The following is a 19,275-nucleotide window of genomic DNA, read 5'->3' as shown; positions in this document are numbered from 1 at the left end:
GAAAAGGAAGTGTTTTTGTTGAAAAGGAAATGAAAAGAATTTGTAAAATTCTATTTGGAAATTGGGGCGTTGTTTATGTAGTTCTAAAGAATGTGATGACCCAGGTGTTGCGGGGGATATGGCGTTTTGCTAAGCGTTCTTGTATTTCTACAAGTTGTTTACAAATTAACACTTAAGGGTGAGATTTCTTTTTGTAAGAGGGAAACTCTTTTTCAAAATGGGCATTTTCTTTCACAGGATGAATTTCTTCTCGCAGACTGCGAGGCACTTTGCATTCTGGCTAGCCGTTTCTCCTATACATCCAACCGATCCCTGCCCTTCGATAAACTCAAGGACCGCCGGTTGCTGAGCCAGTCGAAGCACAGCTGCCGCTGGTTAGTGCACAGCTCTGTAACCGCCTGTCGAACTAGTCGAAGGGCACTAATCACTAGTCGCTAACCAAGCAAATTGGGAGAGTTGATAAGCAGATGCTAACCTTGCTAGAAATCCGCAAACTTTTAGAATGGGGCGGTGCCTAGGTCGGTATCGCCTTGTTTTATTTTGGCGAGTAAGGGGAGATTCGTCATTTCCTGCATCATGAAGATATTATCGTCTTCCATTTGCAGGTTGCCGCTTGCGCCGTAGCGATTCACGATAATTCCTCGAATTTCAAGTTTTTGCTGACGAGCGTATTCAACGGTCAAAACGCAGGCGTTTATGCTTCCGAGAGCAGCGGTAGTCACAATCAAAAGCGGAAGATTTACCGTTTTCATAATATCCGTCAGAAAAATTTTTTGGCCGGCGATATCCGGGACGATTTTCTCGCATGCCGACGCCGCATCAGCTTCGTCATAGCGTATCGGGCAAATGATTCCACCGCTGCCTTCTACGAACATAAATTCATGGCGGCCATCTGCCGCGTTGAAATCTTCCTTGACCTTGGAAAGTTCCACCGGATTGCCTTCCTTGCGGGCAGCCAGATGAGGGGAAACAGCTTCCTTATAGATGTAACTGACCAGCTCTTCCTGGGAGTCGGGAAGACCTGCAATTCGCTTGACGTAATCGGCGTCGCCAGCGACCCATTTGCCGTTTATATATTCCGCGCCGCTTAAAGCCGCCTTGTAATAGCCCGCATCGATTCCCGATTCCCGCCATTTTTTGACCAGAAGAGCGGTGACAAAAGTTTTACCGACATCCGTGCCCGTCGCTGTAACAAAATATCCGTTTTTCATTTCCTTTGTATGCAATCCTTATTCATGAAATTCATCATCGCCATCGCTAGACGGCTGAGGTTCACATTCGCCAATCAAACGAATCGCTTCGCAAATCCTATCCAATTCCGCATCGGTCGTAATCAACGGCGGCATCGTGTAAACATAATTGCAGAACGGTCGCAGCCAAATTCCCGTATTCCGAATAATTTTCAAAACGTCTTCCGCAGAGGGCTTCGCTTTCAATTCCAAAACGCCTATCGCCCCAAGAACTCGCACGTCTTTTGCATTTTCAAGATTTCGCAACGGCAAAAGATTTTGCTTTAAGCGCTTTTCAATGCGGGCAACTTCCAAACGGTAATCCCTATTTGCAAACAAATTCAGCGAGGCGATTCCAGCCGCACAAGCGAGAGGATTCGCCATATAAGTCGGGCCGTGCATAAACGCCGAAATTTTACTCTCCGTGATGGTTTCCGCCACCATTTCCGAAGCCACACATGCAGCAAGCGTGATGCTTCCTCCTGTAAGAGCCTTGCCTATGCAAACAATATCCGGCAAAACGCCCGCATGTTCCATCGCAAATCGCGGTCCCGTTCGATAAAACCCCGAAGCGATTTCATCAAATATCAATAGAATGCCTTTTTCATCACACAGTTTTCGCAGGCGTTTCAAGTACTCCGCATGGTAAAGCCACATGCCGTTCCCGCCCTGAAAAACCGGTTCGCAAATCACAGCGGCAATTTCCTTTTCGTGCAAAGCGACAACTTTTTCCATCGACTTAAAATCCGCTTCGTCAAAAGCACCGTCCGCCCGCGAACAGGGACGCTCCGCAAAATAATGTTGCGGCATAATTCCCCGAAAGAGCATGTGCATTCCATCTGGATCGCTCAAAGCCATAGCGCCCGCCGTATCGCCATGATAACCACCTTTGAGTGCCACCAATTTGCACTTTTCCGGATGACCTTTGGCATATTGATACTGAACCGCCATTTTTGCCGCGCATTCCACAGCAATACTTCCCGAGTCCGCATAAAAAATTTTATTCAACCCTTTCGGCAAAAACGAGACCAGCTTTTCTCCCAATTCAATTGCCGGTTCATGCGTAAATCCGCCGAACATCACGTGGCACATTTTTCGACTCTGCGCCTGAATCGCTTCGACTATCTCGGGAGCGTTATGCCCATGAGCCATGCACCACCAACTTGAAACCGCATCAATCAATTCCAGGCCTTCTGCCGTCTGGATTTTGGTCCCCTTCGCCGAGAGCGCTAAAAAACGGGCCGGCGTTTTCCGCAAAGCCGCATACGGATGCCAAAGATATTCATTATCAAATTGAAGAATTTCTTTCATTTGCCTATACCAAAATGGCGTTTAAAAATTCTTTCAACAGAGCGTTCGCCTGCGGAATGTATCGTTTTCCCGCAGCAAGCATTTGCTCCTTTGTCTGCACATATTTTGCTTTTGAAGAAATCGCCGACTCTAATTCATCCGCCGCATTTTCCCACAACGCCCGCATGGATTCCTCCGTCGTTTCCAGATGGAATTGCAGCCCCATCATTCGACCGATTTTAAAAGCCTGATTTCGGCATCCTTCGCTATACGCCAAGGGCATCGCATATTCCGGAATATCAAAAGTTTCCCCATGCCAATGAAACACGTTTATCGAAAATCCGTTTTCAAAAACAACCGGAAACCAGCCGATTTCCTTTTCCGGATTCTGCCGAATCGGAGCGAAGAAAGCATTCGCCAAAATCTGTGCGCCTAGACAAATTCCCAACAAGGGTTTATTCGCTGCAAACATTTCACGGCAAAACTGTTTTTCTTTGGCAAGAAACGGATATTCGCTTTCGTCCAGCGCACTCATGGGGCCGCCCAGCAGGACTGCAAAATCCACATCGGCGGCTTGCGGAAGTTCTTCGTCGGCATAAAGCCGAACCAGATGGACGTGATGTCCGAGGGATTCCAAATAAGGGAGAATGGCACCGGATCCTTCAAATGCAACATGCTGAAATATATAGGATTCCATGCTTGCAATATAGAAATCACTCCTTTGAATGAAAAGAGCAGCACTTTCCGATAAACTTGGAAACGGATACAACAATGAAAATGTCTATAAAGCCTTATAAATCATCAAGAAAGCAATGCACGCTGTAAAAATCGCCATTTGAAAATTCCCGATAAAAATTTTGCAAACAAAGTAGCTTTTCAAAATCGAGAGTCCACTGTACACAAAAAAAGACCCGGCGCAACACCGAGTCTTTTTTCATTCCGGGCGAGTCCGTTCAGAACCCGCTCGAGAAGTCAATCTTACTGAATACGCTTCATCATGATGCGGCGGTTCAGTTCGCGACCTTCTGCAGTGCTATTGTCCGCAATCGGATCCGCTTCACCCTTACCGACGGCTTCCAAACGGCTCTTGTCAACGCCGTTCTTCACCAATTCGGTGACGACCGCATTGGCCCGCTGTTGAGAAAGCTTCAAGTTAGCGCTTTCCTTGCCGCGGTCATCTGTATAACCGAGGATCTGGTAACGTTCGTTCTTGCGTTCCTTCGAATTCAGGTTCTTGGCCAATTCGCGGAGGGTTCTCTTTGAATTAGCGGTGAGCTTCGACTTTCCGCTCGAGAAGTAAACTTCCAGTTTGATATCTTCGACGGGGCAGCCATCCGCGGCGGCGGAACCGGCTTCATACGGGCACTTGTCGAGACCCGTGCACTTATCCTTGAACATATCGAGCATTCCCTTCTGCGTCACCCACGGATCACAGACACCGTCGTTGTCGGAGTCCGGATTGTCTAGCGGACAACCGTTGTTCGAAACCGAGCCGGAATCCAGCGGGCACTTGTCAAGACCCGTGCAAACATCCTTGAACATATCGAGCATTCCCTTCTGCGTCACCCACGGATCGCAGACGCTGTCATTATCGGAGTCCGGATTGTCCAGCGGGCAGCCGTTGTTCTTCACGGAGCCGGAATCATACGGACACTTGTCGAGACCCGTGCAAACATCCTTGAACACGTCGAGCATTCCCTTCTGCGTTACCCACGGGTCGCAGACGCTGTCTTTATCCACGTCCGGATCTTCCGTCGGGCAACCGCCTGTGGCCAAAGGTCCAGCTTCGTTCGGGCACTTATCGACGCCGGTGCAAACGCTCTTGTAATCATCGAGCATATCCTTTTCAGAGACCCACGGAGAGCAGACGCTGTCCTTATCCGGGTCCGGATTTTCCAGCGGGCAACCGTCATTCTCAACCGGTCCGTATTCCGCCGGGCACTTATCGACGCCCTTGCACTGTTTTACGTTCGGGTCGGTCGGATTTTCAAAGAAGTAGCCAAGGCCCTTCTCCGTCACCCATGCGTCGCAGAGACCGTCGCCATCCACATCCGGATCAGGCCACGGGCAACCCTTGTTAGCCACAGGACCCGCTTCTCCCGGACACATATCGTAACCCTTACAAACATCGGCAAAGTCCGCAAGGCGGCCTTCGTCCGTTACCCACGGAGAGCAAATCGAGTCTTGATCCGGGTCCGGATTCTTGGAGGGGCAACCGTTGAACGCAATGTCGCCAGCTTGGCTCGGGCATTCATCGATTCCTTCGCAAACACCCTTGAATTGCGCCAACATATTCTTTTGCGCTACCCACGGATCACAAACTCCATCGGCATCGACATCCGGATTATCCAGCGGGCAGCCGTCCGAACCATTCCCCGGTTCGTTCGGGCATCTGTCAATCCCTTCGCAAATGTCAGCAAATTCCGCATGCAAGCCTTTTTCTGCAACCCAAGAATCGCAAATGCCGTCTTCATCCAAGTCGGGATTCGCCCAAGGGCAACCGTCATTGCGCTTGTCGCCAGCTTCATCCGGGCACTTGTCTTCGCTATCGGGAACGCCGTCACCATCCCTATCCGGGTCGATGAGGAAGCCAGACCAGGTAATGCCGCCAAAGCCGTAAGCCGAGGGCGTTGTGCGGGTCTTGTAGCGCCACACTTTTTCCTGTGTGCCATTGGAATTATGGTGAGAGCCGTCATGAGAGAATCCGCCCGAAACCGGGGCCTTCGTATAATCTTTGGAAATGGCGAAATGACCGCCGACCTGAAGGTCTAGATGGGAGCCGATATGGAACACCAGACCCACAGAAGCTTCGTTCATACCCATATTGTCGATAATCTTGTAGTCGCCGTCGGCAATATCCATGTAGTATTCGCCGAAAATCGAAACGACCGGCAGCGGATAGACTTCCAAGCCCGCGGCAAAGGAGAAGAAATTCGGGAATTCGTCATTGCCGACCGTAAAACGATAACCGCCGTTCAAATGGAAAAGGAGCGGAGCCGCATCGATTTTGCGGAGGTCCATCGTCACAGCAGCGGTCGTGCGGAAAATGGACTGGTTCGAACCAAACGCATACCCGACGCCTTTATCCTTATTGATATAATCCGGACGACGAATCCAGATGCCGCGCTTGTTCGCATCGGTCGTCGGGAAGTCCGCACCTAAAACAAGAGCGATGTCAAACATCTGGTCTTCGGGAAGAGGCGCGCGGAATTTCAAGCTGGCGCGCAAATTGCCCAAATAACCTTGATTGGCAGCATCGCCCGCAGAAATTTTTTCCGTTTCGTCTGTATAGTCATCAAAACCGATGTGGTCGTAGTAATACGGAAGCATAATGGACACGTCCACAATTTCGAACATGCCAAACGCCATACCGATATAGGCACTTCCGCCATAATATTCGGCAATACGGTTACGACCGGTATTGGAATAGTATTCCCCGCCGTCAAAAACGCCCTTGTCATTGGAAATGTCTCCCAAAACGGTGATTCCCAACTGGCCATGTTTCATCGACTGAGCCGAATAGGTTTTATCGAAGCCGAGCTGCGCGTCCCGGTTAAAGGTTTCATGAGCAAAAGCTACTGAAACCGATAATCCAAGCAGCGCTAAACACTTGATACCTTTTTTCATTGGTTCTCCTTATTTAAACCAATCCTCAACTCGCCGACCCCGGCGAGCCACAATCCTGCATTCAAAGATAGTTAGAAACAACTTTTTTGTCTTTCCCAAATTGTTTTAGCGCAACTTCGTTTCTCTATTTTTACATACGGATTCAGAAGTTTCGGGAAAATAGCCGTCGAAAAGCTCCGGAAAGTCCCTTTTTAAACTGACATAACCCCGAAAAGAGATAATCAGATGATCCAGAATAGGAATATCCAACAGCCGACCAGCCGCGCTGAGCGATCTCGTGACCGCCTTGTCGTTCTCGCTCGCCATTAAAGAACCCGATGGATGGTTGTGCGCCAGAATGATTCCCGTCGCCCGGTCGCGTATCGCTTCGGCAAAGACTTCCCGCGCATGAACCTGGGTACTATTTACAAGCCCCTCCGTAATCAGATGAATTCCCAAAACACCGTTGGCACTGCTGAGAGATACTACCGTAAAACATTCCTGCGACTTGAACTTGAGAAAAGACAAGCGGGCGACCAGGTGAGCCGGTGTCGTAATACTCGTCATCTGGGTGCCAATAAAAAAGCGACTCGACAATTCCAGACAAGCGAGAATCTGCGCGGCCTTCGCCTTTCCCAGCCCCTGAATGCGGCAAAGTTCCGCAAGCGTCGGGCGACGGCTCGATTGAGAAAGAAATTTCGCCAATTCCTCGGAAAGAGCGAAAACATTTTTCCGGGCGTTTCCCCGCCCCAGAACCAAAGCAAGCAAATCTTCCGTAGAAAGCCCTTCTGGACCGCTCCGTTCCAAGCGTTCCCGCGGAAGATTTTCCTTTTCACAGACAATCATCGTTCCTCCAATCGTACTCCAAACGGAGCCAAAATTTTGCAAAGCGTCTTCTCGACATTATTTAAAACGCTTATGGCGGAAAAATATCCACCTCGATTTTCATTTTTTTAACGATTAAATTTTCCGGGAAAATTTTCAGAACCCACAAAGGCCTTCCACGAAGTTAGGAGTTGAGAGTGGGGAGTGGGGAGTGGGGAGTGGGGAGCGGGGAGTTGGAACTGAGAACTAAGAACCGAGTTACCCTTGCGGAAGAAAGTTCCCGCTTTGAAAAAACAACAGCGAGTATTTGGTAGAAGATTGTACACATCCCATCAAAAAGCAATTTTTTCACAAAACATCCTTTTTAACAGCAGAGACAACAACCCATAAGTCGCTCCAAAACCGCATTTTTCCAATTTTGTTTTTCCCAAAACAGCAAATTTTTCCATTTTAAAAACGCTTTTCATTTTAAACAAAAGTTCAAAAAATCATTTTTCCAAAAAATCAGCCATTTTTCATTCAAATTTTACTTTTCCAAAAAATCAAAAATCAAAAAATCAAATATTTTTCCGGCAAAATTCCATTTCAACAAAAGATATTCTATATTTTCCGCATCGAAAAACATTCAACATTCGAGACACAACATGACAAATCACGCACAAAGCGGCGCACAAGTGATCCTCGACTGTCTCAAGCGCGAAGGCGTTGATACAATCTTCGGTTACCCGGGCGGATCCGCGATCCCTCTTTTCGACGCTCTTCTTGATTCCAACATCAAGATGGTCCTTTCTCGCCATGAACAGGGCGCAACCCACATGGCCGACGGCTATGCCCGCGCGACAGGAAAAGTCGGTGTCGTTCTCGTCACGAGCGGACCCGGCGCCACCAACACCTTTACGGGCATCTATACAGCCCTGATGGACTCTTCGCCCATCGTCGTTCTCGCCGCACAAACGACCACTCCCAATCTCGGCAAGGACGCTTTCCAGGAATGCGACACCAGCGGCATGACTTTTGCCGCAGTCAAGCATTCGTTCCTCGTCAAAAATCCGAACGATCTTCCCCGCATTGTGAAGGAAGCGTTCCACATTGCGCGCACCGGTCGCCCGGGTCCCGTCCTCATCGATCTTCCCAAAGACGTGACCGCAGGAAACTGCTCGGCTTCTTTCTCCGACGAAATCCATCTGCCCGGTTACAAAATTCCGACCCACGCCGATACCGCTTCCGTGGAAAAGGCCGCAGCTTTGCTGAAAAAGTCGAAAAAGCCGGTTCTTCTTGTCGGGCACGGCGCTTTGATTTCCAACGCATCGCGCCAGGTGAAGGAACTCGCTGAAAAATTGAACGCCCCCGTCGTGGAAACCCTTCTCGGTCTGGGAGCTTTCCCTGAAACCCACCCGCTATCCCTTGGCATGGTGGGCATGCACGGCACAGCCTATGCGAACAAGGCTCTTCTGGAATGCGACCTCATTATGAGCATCGGCTCCCGCTTTGACGACCGCATTACGGGCAAGCTGGAAGAATTTTGCAAAGGCGCGACCATCATCCATTTGGACATCGATCCCGCCGAAGAAGGCAAAATCCTGCAGCCGGACGCTTTCCTCTGCGGCGACGCCAAGCTTGTTCTGGAGCAGCTCCTGCCGCTGGTGTCCCGCTTGGACACGGACGAATGGGTGAAAACCATCCAGACATACAAGAAACGCTACGCTCTCACCTACCCCAAGCAGGGCGGGCTTCGGATGCAGCACATCGTTTCTACCGTATATGAACTCACCAAGGGCAAAGCCATCATCACGACAGATGTCGGGCAGCACCAGATGTGGGTCGCCCAGTTCTTCAAGGCGGATTATCCGCGCCAGTTCATCACGAGCGGCGGCGCAGGCACGATGGGATTCGGCTTCCCCGCGGCAATCGGTGCGGCAATCGGTATCGGTTCCGAATCAAACTGGCCCATCTGCTGCTTTGCGGGCGACGGCGGATTCCAAATGACTGAATTTGAAATGGCGACCGCAGCCATCCACAAATTGCCCATCAAAATTTTTGTCATGGACAACAAATACCTGGGCATGGTTCGCCAGTGGCAGGATATGTTCTACAGCAAGCGCTATTCTTCTGTGAGCATGGAAGGCAACCCGGACTTTGTAAAACTGGCGGAAGCCTACGGCATCAAGGGATTGCGCATCAAACGTTCCGCCGATGCCGAACGGATCATTCAAAAAGCGTTCGAATACAACGAAGGTCCCGTCCTCATCCATTGCGAATGCGAAGAAGAAGACAACGTCTTCCCGATGATCCCGGCAGGAGCCCCGCTTACCGCAATGCTCACGGAACAACCCAAAGGTCAGCTCGAAAAGCCGACAGGGAGTACCTAATATGATTGAACAAAATGCAAAAAAAGAAACCGCTCACTGCCTGAGCCTACTCGTCGCCAACCGCCCGGGCGTCCTGGTGCGCATCGCCCTCGTATTTTCCCGCCGTGGCTACAATCTGGACTCCCTCGTCGTTTCGCCGACTCTGAACCCCGACTTCAGCCGCATGAACATCGTTGCGCACGGAAACCCGGAAATTCTGGTTCAGATTATCAAGCAGCTCGAAAAGCTCGTGGACGTAATCCAGGCCAAGGATCACACCGGTTCCAAAACCGTGGAAAAGGAACTCGCCCTGATCAAGGTCAAGTGCCGCGCCGAGCAGAGAACCGAAATTCTCCAATACTGCGACCACTTCAAGGCGACAACCGTAGATATGACGGAAAGCTCGATGATCATTCAAATTACCGGCAACACGGACAAAATCGACGCGATGAAGCATCTGCTCGACAAATTCGAAGTGCTGGAATACATCCGCACGGGAAAGGTCATCATGCTGCAAGGCGAAGCGATCACCTAAGCAAATCCCGTTTTTGGCGAAAGAGACTCCCCCGCGGGGTCTCTTTTTTATCGCAAAAAAATCAAAAGCTTTCAGGGAAGATCGACATCCCGGCCATCGTCTTTTCGATGTTGCCGACAGCTTGATCCGAGTGTCCTCTCGCCAATCCGAGACTTCCGCCATTTCAAATCGCTTACCCCGCTCGTTATAGCGATCTGAAGAACTTTAGCGGTTTGCGCTTCCGCAACGACACATAAAGAAACCTGTCCTTTTTCTCAATACAAAAAAGCCGCCCACACGGAGCGGCCTTTTCTTTCAAAAAAAAGGAATTAGTCGGCCTTGACGACCCAGACGTTCACTTCGGCAAAAACTTCACCAAAGACGTTTACCTTGACCGGGTAATTGCCAAGCTGCTTGAGAGGTTCCGCCAAAGCAACCTGAGCACGGGTAATTTTCAGACCCTGCTTGGTGAGTTCGTCCGCAATGTCGGCGGCAGTCACAGAACCATAAAGGCGATCGCCTTCCACAACGCGACGCGAAAAGTTGACAGTCACTTCTGCGAGCTTTGCTGCAAGTTCTTTCGCCTTGCCAAGTTCCTTGTTAAAGAGAGCTTCCATCGCTTCACGATTTTCGGCGATTTTCTTTTTCGCTTCTTCGGTAGCGCGGATGGCAAGCTTGTTCGGGATAAGGTAATTCATGGCGTAGCCGTTCTTCACCTTAACCACATCCATCATGTTGCCGAGATTCGGCACGTTGGCTTTCAGAATAACTTCCATTTTTGCTCCTTAGCGCAGAGTGTCTGCAACGAACGGCAAAATAGCCATGTGACGGGCGCGTTTGATAGCTTCGACGAGCATGCGCTGATATTTGGCACTCGTGCCGGAAATGCGACGGGGAATGATCTTGCCGCGTTCAGAGATGAAACGGCGAAGGACCTTTTCGTCTTTGTAATCGATAAATGCGACCTTGTTCTCGGTGAACCAGCAAGTCTTTTTGCGGCGAACACGGGAATTGTTCTTCTTGTCTTCAAAAGCCATTATTCAGCCTCCCCTTCTTCTGCGTCGATCGGAGTCACGTCTTCGGTCTGGCTCAAGTTCTTGTCATAAATAATATCCGTCATCGGATAATCTGCAAGAGTCATCCAACGGAGGACATTTTCGTCCAGCTTGAAAATTCTTTCCAAGGTATCCACAACGGAAGATTCCGCCTTGTAGTAGAAAATGACATAGTAGCCGTGAGTCTTGTGGTTGATTTCATAAGCCAGCTTGCGCTTGCCCCAGTCGTCACGACGAAGAATTTCGCCAGCAGCGGTAATCTTTTCGGCAAAGCTCTGCACTTCGGACGCAATCACGTCGTCAGAGAGCATGGCATCAAGAACCACCATTGTCTCGTATTGTTTCATAAAATCCCTTTGGACTTCAGCCCGTAACCACCATGGCCACAGGAGGGCCCCATTTTCACGGGGGACTCCCAAGATAGTAAAAAAAATGGAATCCGTCAAATGTTAAAGATGAAGGCGAGAAAAACAGACAATCCCCAAGCGCCGGTGTCCGTTCCAAAATAGCGATGGGCAAGCCCTTCCAAAACAATCCAGCCGCCCAGAAAATTCTTTTTCAAAAAATCCGCATGATTCCGCAGATTGAATCCCAGCCCGAAAGCGACCGTCAGCTGCCCCACCTCCGCCGTATTGTATTCCATGCTGGTGCCGCCGTTTACCGCCCAATCGTCCGAAAAAGCGAAGCCCGTTCCCATCGCGATGCCGCCGGACAGCCCGTCCAGGCTGTATTCGTTCTTACAGCCGACCGCCTCGATTTCTTCGTCTTTGGAAACAAGGGAATTGTCCACATTATCCCCATGACGAATTTCCGTCAAATCGGTAGTTTCAAAGCCCAGAGTAGGTCCCACATAAACGCTCCAGCGTTCCCAAATCAAGTGATGCATACGCAAATGGGTGTGATAGCGCTGGTATATCATCGAATACTTGTCATCGACATTGCCGCCATACATCCGAGCCGAAAAGCCCGCGCTCAAATACTGCGCATAATAGTATTCCAAAGTTCCTTGCCACACGGCCAGCGTATTGCAGTGCGTTCCACTGGAAAAAAGCGCCCCGCCCCCGAGTCCGACTCCAAAGCCCTGCTGCTGATAACTCGTTTCCCGAGGCAGCGGAATTCCTCCATCAAAGACCTTTTTGCGAAACGCCTCCGTTCGCCCGATAGGCGCATTTTCGCCCTCTTGCGCAAAAAGCGGCAAGCCTGCAAATAAAAACAGAAAGACGAAAAATCGAAGATAGCGTTTCACGGTTACAAATGTAAGAAAAATGGTTATTTTTTAGCCATGCTTCAAAAGACATATATCCGGCATTTGAAAGATTTTATTGGAAAATGCGTCGTTCTTTCCGGCTGGGCGATGCGGGTACGCGCATCCGGCAAGGTCTGCTTTATTCAATTTCGCGACGGTACAGGATTCGTCCAAGTCGTTGCGGGAATCACCGACGTTCCCTCCGACGATTTTGAAACCATCAAGCATCTGACCCAGGAAAGCTCCATCCGGGTTCACGGCAAAGTCGTCGAATCGCCCAAGGCTCCCTGCGGCTTTGAAATTGTCGCTTCCCACGTCGATCTCGTTTCCAAGACCGAAAACTATCCGATTTCCCCCAAGGAACACGGCACGGATTTTCTGATGGACTGGCGGCACCTGTGGATCCGGAGTCCCCGCGAGCACGCCATCTTGACCGTTCGCCACCACATTGCACAGGCGATTCGGGAATACTTCGATTCTCGGGATTTCACCCTTGTTGATGCGCCGATTTTTACCCCCAACGAATGCGAAGGTTCGAGCACACTTTTTGCCACGCCGTATTTTGACGAGACCGCATACCTTTCCCAAAGCGGGCAACTTTACATGGAAGCCGCCTGTGCGGCCTTTGGCAGAGCCTATTGCTTCGGCCCCACGTTCCGGGCGGAAAATTCCAACACCCGCCGTCATCTGACTGAATTCTGGATGGTCGAGCCTGAAGTCGCCTACATGGATCTGGAAGGAGATATCGAACTGGCGGAAGGACTTGTGCAATCGATCGCGAAACATGTTCTCGACAAATGCGCCTCCGAACTCCGCCTGCTCGATCGCGACACCAAAGCCTTGGAAATCACGGCGAACGAACCCTTCGCCCGCATCAGCTACACGGATGCCGTCAAAATCATTCAGGCTTCTGGCGCCCCATTCCAGTGGGGAGACGACTTCGGCGGTCCCGACGAAACCATCGTAGGCAACCACTTCAACCGTCCCGTGGTCGTCTATGATTATCCCGCAGAGATCAAGCCCTTCTATATGAAGAGAAGCGCAGAAAATCCGAAACTCGTCCGCAACATGGACATTCTCGCTCCCGAAGGATTCGGCGAAATCATCGGCGGCGGGCAACGCGAAGAGGATTTAGCCGTTCTCGAAGCCGCCATTCAAAAGCAAGGACTTTCCCCGGAGGTTTACTCCTGGTATCTGGATGTCCGCCGATACGGCTCCGTTCCTCATGCGGGATTCGGGCTCGGACTCGAAAGAACTGTCGCCTGGATTTGCAACCTTCCTCATGTTCGCGAAACGGGAGCCTTCCCTCGACTCCCCCACAGGCTGAAGCCATAAATTCCATAGTCCCCCGCTGCGTAATTTTGTATTTTAGTCATACTTTATAGGAGTTTTGCCGCATGAGTTTCCTTTACCGCGTTTTGCCGTTGATTTTCGCTTGTTCGATTTTTTCATTTGCGCAAAATGCCGTCAAAGTTCAACCGCCCGAAGTATTCAAGGATTCCGCATCGGGCGAAGTCCAGAAAATCGATTTCACCATTCCGCTATCTGGCGTAAACGACCCGGGAATGCTGTTCGCCCACTTCAGCGGCAAGCCGCTTCTCATCTACTATTTTAGCCCCAAATGCCCGCACTGCCAATCCCATTTCCCAAGCATTCAGGAACTCGTCAAAAAATACGAAGCACAGGGACTTCTAGGGATGGGCATTTCTATTGGCGGCGGAATCAAGAAAAACGACATTCGGCTTTTTATTGACCAGTTCAACGCCTCTATTCCCATTTTCCAAGACGTGAACACCAAATTTGGCCCTCGTTACGGAACGGGTTACGTTCCTGTCGTATTCGTGGTAAACAAGGACGGTTCCTATTACCGTTTCAGCGATCTTTCCAAAAAAAGCGACGAACAGTTGGAAAATTTGATTAAAGAACTTTTGAAATAGATTCAGGAAAAATTCCTGCAAAGGATTTTTTGGGACCTTATATACGAAATTCCACCCGATTCGGTTAGTGATCCGTGTGCTTGACTAGTTCGACAAGCTCACTAACCAACGGCTGCCGTGCTTGTCGAAGCATGGTTGCTGAGTCCGTCGAAGCACACCAACCAGCGGTCCCTGAGCCTGCCGAAGGGCAGCAAACGCCTTCCAAACAAGATATTCCTTCTGAATTTTCAACACGTTGCACTACTCCAAATTCCATACAGCAAGCCCCTTTTTTTATAAAAAAAGGCCCGGAAAAACCGAGCCTAAAAAAATACAAGAGCCGAATTATTCCGCGGCGTCCATGTCCTCGTCGCTGATTTCCGCATTGTGATAAACGTCCTGAACATCGTCATCATCTTCAAACTTGTCGATGATTTTGAGCAGCTTCTGGGCATCGGCGTGATCCAGCTTGACCGGATCGTTCGGCACATAGGAAATTTCAGCACTGAGCATTTCAATGCCAGCGGCTTCAAGAGCTTTTGTGACGGCATCAAAAGATTCCGGAGTCGTCGAAATTTCATGTACGCCGTCTTCGGTCGCCATATCATCGGCTCCCGCTTCCAAAGCGACATCCATCACCTGGTCTTCCGCATATTTTTCGGCATCCACGTCGATAACGCCTTTGTGCGTAAAAGCCCAAGCCACAGAGCCCGCTTCCCCCATGCTTCCGCCATTCTTATTGAAAATATTCCGGATATTGGAAACGGTGCGCGTCTTATTGTCGGTCATGCACTTGACAAAAATGGCGACTCCACCGGGACCGCGACCTTCGTAAACCGGTTCCTCCATGACCACATCCTTGCCTTCGCCCGTGCCTTTGGCAATAGCAGATTCGATGTTCTTCGCGGGAAGGCTCTGGCTCTTGGCCTTGAGGATTGCCGCACGGAGACGCGGGTTTGCATCGGGATTTCCGCCGCCGAGTTTGGCGGCTATCGAAATTTCCTTAATGAATTTGTTCCAGGCTTTTGCGCGGGCAACGTCGGTTTTTGCTTTTTTACGTTTCGTCGTAGCCCATTTAGAGTGTCCGGACATAGTTACCTCGAGTTTTCAAAATTTTTTGTGGTACAAAAATAGAATTCTATGCTTATTTGAGGGCAAAAAAAGCAAAAAAAAGAGCCGTTTTTATAGCATTTACTTTTCTCTGCAAGCAAACCTTTCAAAAATGTAGAACCAGAGAAAAGAAAACCCATTTCTAATATATCATTCAGCAACTTGAATTTCTAAAACCGGACACTTTCCGTCAAAAGAAAATCCTCCTATCATCTTTTCATAATCAAGAGACTATTCGCCTAAAGGAAGCAAGCATCCCTGAAACAAGTTAATGGTTAGTGCCCTTCGGCTAGCTCAGGGATCGGTTGAGAGTTGAGAGTTGGAAGTTGAGAGTTGGAAGTTAGAACTGATAACCGGGTTCACCTTGCGAAAAGAAATTCATCTTGAGGAAAATTTTTAATCGTGAGAACTTCATGGATAATTGCACATAATTACCAAAAAAATCAAAAATCCCCTTGACAGAGAAAAGAACAAAAATTATATTATCGCGCGTAAATCAATTCACGACGCGGTCGTGGTGGAATTGGTAGACACGCTAGCTTGAGGTGCTAGTGCGGGCAACCGCTTGACAGTTCAAGTCTGTCCGACCGCATAAAGGTTCGGTTTCTAAAGAAACCGAACCTTTTTGTTTTAAAATTTCCGGATTCCAACCACAGCAAATTGCCCCGAGCGTTTCGTCTATTCAAATTCCGGCAGAGCAAATCCTTTCGCTCTCGATTTTTCAATCCACCAAATAAACGTTTCTATTTTCGTTATAGATTAGGCAGATAAATACTTTACAAAACAAGCAAAGTTTACTATATTTGCATCATGGAAAAAGATGATGCAAGAAAGAATGTCCAGAGCCTTCTCGAAAAACGGAAGACAATCGTAAAAATGAAGAAGGCGGGATGAATGCGCTCAAGCCGAAGACAAGGGGCCGCAAGGAAAGGGAAAAAAGGCTCCTTTCCGCCAATCAAGAATCCGAGATACAGAAACTAATCCGGGACAAGCGTCCCGAACAGCTCAAGTTCAAGTTCGCCCTCTGGACCCGCGAAGCGGTTGCGGAGCTTGTCCGCAGCGAATTTGGAGTGAAGCTGGCCAAGAGAACGGTCGGCGACTACCTCAAAAGATGGAACTTCACCCCGCAAAAACCGATTGTCCGCGCGTACGAGCAAAACCCCGAAGCGGTGAAGAAGTGGCTCGAAGAGGAATACCCGAAAATAAAGGCCGATGCGGTATGCGAGAATGCGGAAATCCACTGGGCGGACGAGACCGCCATCGTGAACACGGATGTCCGTGGCCGCAGCTACGCCCCCTGCGGGCAGACCCCGGTCGTGAAGGCTCCCGGATGCAGGGAGCGCTTTTCCATGATATCGGCGGTGAACAATCGCGGGAAGTGCCACTGGATGATGATTGACGGGGCGTTCGACGCGACGAAGCTCATCGACTTCATGACGGCTCTGGTGAAGGATGTGTATGCAGACGGGAAAGGGAAGAAAGTGTTTCTCGTGATGGACAACCTGAGGGTTCACCACAGCAAGCCGGTAAAGGAATGGCTTGAAGCGAACACGGACAAGATAAGCGTATTCTACCTGCCCAGCTACAGTCCCGAGCTGAATCCTGACGAACGTCTTAATGCCGACCTGAAACACGAAATATCTTCCAACGCACCGGCTCGGACTCGCGAAAAGCTACGCTCCCATGCGGAATCCCACATGAAAATGGTGAGCAACAGCCCTGAACGAGTAATCAAGTATTTTGGCGACAAGCATGTCTCTTATGCAGCATGACTATGTAAAAAATATATCCGCCGGAGCAATAAAAAGCAAATGCTGTTTTAAAAGAACTCGAATCCGATTTCACAACATAAAAAGTCCAGCAAAACGCCGGACTTTTTGAAAAGGAAAACCGTATTCGATTTTCGTCGAAAAATTTTAGAACTTACTTGAGGAAAGAAAGAACCGCATCTCCCATGCCGGTCGTACCGACCTTGGTGTCGCCCTCTTTCCAAATTTCGCCAGTGCGGAAACCAGCGGAAATCGTTTTTTCCACAGCGGTTTCAATCGCCTTCGCGGCATCTTCTTCCTTGAAGGAGTAGCGAAGCATCAATGCGACAGAAAGAATCTGGGCAAGCGGATTGGCAATGCCCTTGCCTGCGATATCCGGAGCCGAGCCACCAGCCGGTTCATACAGTCCAAAAGAACCTTCCGCAATGGAAGCCGAAGGCAGAAGACCCATAGAACCCGTGAGCATCGCGCATTCATCCGTCAAAATGTCGCCAAAGAGATTCGGGCAAAGAAGCACATCAAATTCCCGCGGACGACGCAGAAGCTGCATGGCGGCATTATCTACATAGAGATGTTCGAGTTCGATTTCCGGATATTCCTTCGCATGAATTTCCTTGACGATTTCACGCCAAAATACGCTGGTCGTCAGAACATTCGCCTTGTCGATACTCGCGACTTTTTTATGGCGGAGCATTGCAGCGTCAAAGGCAAAACGAGCTATGCGCTCCACTTCGTAACGGCTGTATTTCATCGTGTCAAAGCCAATTTCGTCTTTGCCACTTCCTTCACGGCCTTTGGGTTGTCCAAAATAGACGTCTCCGGTCAGTTCGCGAACCGTCAGAATGTTAAATCCATCGCCCACAATGTCGGCGCGGAGCGGACAAGCCGGAGCCAATTCCTTATACACGCGTGCCGGACGCAGATTGCAAAAAAGCTTGAAATGCTTGCGAAGCGGCAGCAGGGCGCCCCGTTCCGGCTGCAAATTCGGCGGAAGGGATTCCCACTTGGGTCCGCCCACGGAACCGAAAAGAATCGCATCGGCAGCTTCACCGATCTTCAGGGTACTTTCCGGCAGCGGATTCTGAAAATGATCATAGGCGATTCCGCCGACATCGGCCCATTCTTTTTCTGTGGAGAACCCGAACTTGGCAGCGACAGCGTCCAGAACGCGAACCGCTTCGTTCATGACTTCCGGACCGATTCCGTCGCCGGGAAGCACGGCAACTTTATAATTTTTACTCATAAGCAACCTCTTGATTAAACCGCGAAAAATGTAGTAAAATACGATTAAACGCGGCGCAACATTTTGGCCAAGTCCTTGCGATTAAAGGATTCCAGACGGATTGCCAGTTCTTCACGGGTTTCGCCGTCCATCGCATGGATTTGCTCCCGATGATTTTCCAAATAGCAGGAAAGTCGATCGAATTCCGAAAGCGTTATCAGCATATTGACATAATCGGGACTCACGGATTCGCCAAGCCGAAGACTTTCGTGTTCATTCAGCAATTCCTCCTTGCGATCTGGCGACACGATTTTACAAAGGCTCATCAGGTGATATTCCCGCGGAAATTTTTCATATAATTCTTCGGCAAGGGAATGCGCTTGCTTTTCCTTTCCTTCCTTGAAAAGAATGCCGACCTTCAAATCCAAAAATTCCTCTTCGTCCCGCTGTACGGGATTTTGCACCTCGTTCAAAAGGCGATTCGCATTGGGAATGTCGCCCGCCACATAATAGGCGTTGGCGGCAGCGATAAGCGAACCGTTTTTTCTATCGGGATCTCGGCGGAACATGATTTTTTCGTAAAGCGGCGCATCACCTGCAGCATCGGCAACGTCCAAAATGCCCGCAAAAACTTCATTTTCATTTTCCAGGCTATGCTTGTCCAATGTTTCAAGAACTTCGTCCGCCAGCTGACGAATTTCCTCTGCCGACATAAATTGGCGAACGGCAAAGAACAAATCAAAGCGGGCATCGTATTCGCTGACGGCATTCAATAGCAGGTCGTGCATCAGATTGATAACGTAAGCGCGGTCTGTAGATTCATTCGCCATTTCCGAGAAAAAGGACACCGCATCCCCAAACAATTCCCGGATGTCTTCCAGAAATAAAAAATCTTCTTCGGGAACTGTAAAATAGGCATCGCAATTCAGGAACCAGGAGAGCATTTCCAGGGTTTCGCGATTCTTTTTCAGGTCTTCTATTTTTCTAAACATCCCGCAGAGCAAGTCGTATAATTTTTCCGAGTCGGCAATCGCCGGGTGCTCACCCTTGGCGACAGCAATCAAGACTTGACGAACCTTGTCGGCTTTCGAGAAATTTACCGCATCCAATGCCGAGGATTTCCAGACTTTTCTCTGTTTCGCCAT

At 49.6% G+C, this 19,275-nt stretch carries 16 protein-coding genes, 1 tRNA gene and 1 pseudogene; 6 read left to right on the top strand and 12 right to left on the bottom strand.

The features are described from left to right. Positions 1-497: 497 nt before the first annotated feature. From bioD to radC, 5 genes are all read right to left on the bottom strand, one after another. Positions 498-1,211, bottom strand: coding sequence for a dethiobiotin synthase (gene bioD / locus BGX14_RS13880; RefSeq protein ID WP_073306066.1), 714 nt, complete (start codon positions 1,209-1,211; stop codon positions 498-500). Between the two features lie 18 nt (positions 1,212-1,229). Continuing rightward, positions 1,230-2,540: an adenosylmethionine--8-amino-7-oxononanoate transaminase gene (gene bioA, locus BGX14_RS13875; protein ID WP_073306065.1), complete on the bottom strand. Its 1,311-nt coding sequence runs from the start codon at positions 2,538-2,540 to the stop codon at positions 1,230-1,232. A 4-nt stretch (positions 2,541-2,544) separates the two neighbouring features. Next, positions 2,545-3,216, bottom strand: coding sequence for a type 1 glutamine amidotransferase (locus BGX14_RS13870; RefSeq protein ID WP_073306064.1), 672 nt, complete (start codon positions 3,214-3,216; stop codon positions 2,545-2,547). A 281-nt stretch (positions 3,217-3,497) separates the two neighbouring features. Further along, the gene (locus tag BGX14_RS13865) at positions 3,498-6,146 is read right to left on the bottom strand and encodes an OmpA family protein (RefSeq protein WP_095880194.1); all 2,649 of its coding nucleotides are present in this window, start codon (positions 6,144-6,146) and stop codon (positions 3,498-3,500) included. 105 nt (positions 6,147-6,251) lie between these two features. Next, on the bottom strand, positions 6,252-6,971 hold the full coding sequence (radC, locus tag BGX14_RS13860) for a DNA repair protein RadC (RefSeq protein ID WP_073306062.1): 720 nt from the start codon (positions 6,969-6,971) through the stop codon (positions 6,252-6,254). Between the two features lie 623 nt (positions 6,972-7,594). On the opposite strand from radC, the gene ilvB reads away from it, so the two are divergent. Both ilvB and ilvN read left to right on the top strand, forming a co-directional pair. Further along, on the top strand, positions 7,595-9,319 hold the full coding sequence (gene ilvB, locus BGX14_RS13855) for a biosynthetic-type acetolactate synthase large subunit (protein WP_073306061.1): 1,725 nt from the start codon (positions 7,595-7,597) through the stop codon (positions 9,317-9,319). Position 9,320: 1 nt separating this feature from the next. Further along, entirely contained in the window at positions 9,321-9,833 is a 513-nt protein-coding gene (gene ilvN, locus BGX14_RS13850) for an acetolactate synthase small subunit (RefSeq protein ID WP_073306060.1), read from the top strand. 308 nt (positions 9,834-10,141) lie between these two features. Here ilvN and rplI read toward each other — a convergent pair whose 3' ends face one another. The 4 genes from rplI to BGX14_RS13830 form a co-directional block, all read right to left on the bottom strand. Then, entirely contained in the window at positions 10,142-10,588 is a 447-nt protein-coding gene (rplI, locus tag BGX14_RS13845) for a 50S ribosomal protein L9 (RefSeq protein WP_073306395.1), read from the bottom strand. 9 nt (positions 10,589-10,597) lie between these two features. Next, a complete protein-coding gene (gene rpsR / locus BGX14_RS13840) occupies positions 10,598-10,849 on the bottom strand; it encodes a 30S ribosomal protein S18 (protein ID WP_073306396.1) in 252 nt (83 codons plus the stop codon). Further along, a complete protein-coding gene (rpsF, locus tag BGX14_RS13835; RefSeq protein ID WP_073306398.1) occupies positions 10,849-11,214 on the bottom strand; it encodes a 30S ribosomal protein S6 in 366 nt (121 codons plus the stop codon). The genes rpsR and rpsF overlap by 1 nt, the downstream gene beginning before the upstream one ends. A gap of 95 nt (positions 11,215-11,309) precedes the next feature. Beyond that, positions 11,310-12,113: a hypothetical protein gene (locus BGX14_RS13830; RefSeq protein WP_095880193.1), complete on the bottom strand. Its 804-nt coding sequence runs from the start codon at positions 12,111-12,113 to the stop codon at positions 11,310-11,312. A gap of 36 nt (positions 12,114-12,149) precedes the next feature. Here BGX14_RS13830 and asnS point away from each other — a divergent pair, with 36 nt between their 5' ends. Further along, positions 12,150-13,448 carry an asparagine--tRNA ligase gene (asnS, locus tag BGX14_RS13825; protein WP_095880192.1) on the top strand — a complete coding sequence of 433 codons (1,299 nt, stop codon included), beginning with the start codon at positions 12,150-12,152 and terminating at the stop codon, positions 13,446-13,448. 62 nt (positions 13,449-13,510) lie between these two features. After that, complete coding sequence (locus BGX14_RS13820; protein WP_073306404.1) at positions 13,511-14,050, top strand: TlpA family protein disulfide reductase; 540 nt, start codon at positions 13,511-13,513, stop codon at positions 14,048-14,050. A gap of 324 nt (positions 14,051-14,374) precedes the next feature. On the opposite strand, the gene BGX14_RS13815 is transcribed toward BGX14_RS13820, so the two are convergent. Beyond that, positions 14,375-15,121: a YebC/PmpR family DNA-binding transcriptional regulator gene (locus BGX14_RS13815; RefSeq protein WP_073306406.1), complete on the bottom strand. Its 747-nt coding sequence runs from the start codon at positions 15,119-15,121 to the stop codon at positions 14,375-14,377. A gap of 526 nt (positions 15,122-15,647) precedes the next feature. On the opposite strand from BGX14_RS13815, the gene BGX14_RS13810 reads away from it, so the two are divergent. Beyond that, positions 15,648-15,731 (top strand) — tRNA-Leu (locus BGX14_RS13810). Between the two features lie 286 nt (positions 15,732-16,017). Continuing rightward, positions 16,018-16,911, top strand: a pseudogene (locus BGX14_RS13805) (IS630 family transposase); the annotation flags it as partial. Positions 16,912-17,062: 151 nt separating this feature from the next. Here the strand turns inward: BGX14_RS13805 and leuB are convergent. Both leuB and BGX14_RS13795 read right to left on the bottom strand, forming a co-directional pair. Beyond that, positions 17,063-18,151: a 3-isopropylmalate dehydrogenase gene (gene leuB / locus BGX14_RS13800; protein ID WP_073306204.1), complete on the bottom strand. Its 1,089-nt coding sequence runs from the start codon at positions 18,149-18,151 to the stop codon at positions 17,063-17,065. Between the two features lie 44 nt (positions 18,152-18,195). Then, positions 18,196-19,275, bottom strand: a complete 1,080-nt coding sequence (locus BGX14_RS13795; protein ID WP_073306205.1) for a hypothetical protein — start codon at positions 19,273-19,275, stop codon at positions 18,196-18,198.

The sequence above is a fragment of the Fibrobacter sp. UWS1 genome (assembly GCF_002300445.1).
Lineage (GTDB): Bacteria > Fibrobacterota > Fibrobacteria > Fibrobacterales > Fibrobacteraceae > Hallerella > Hallerella intestinalis.
This window is presented reverse-complemented; position numbering and strand designations above follow the sequence as displayed.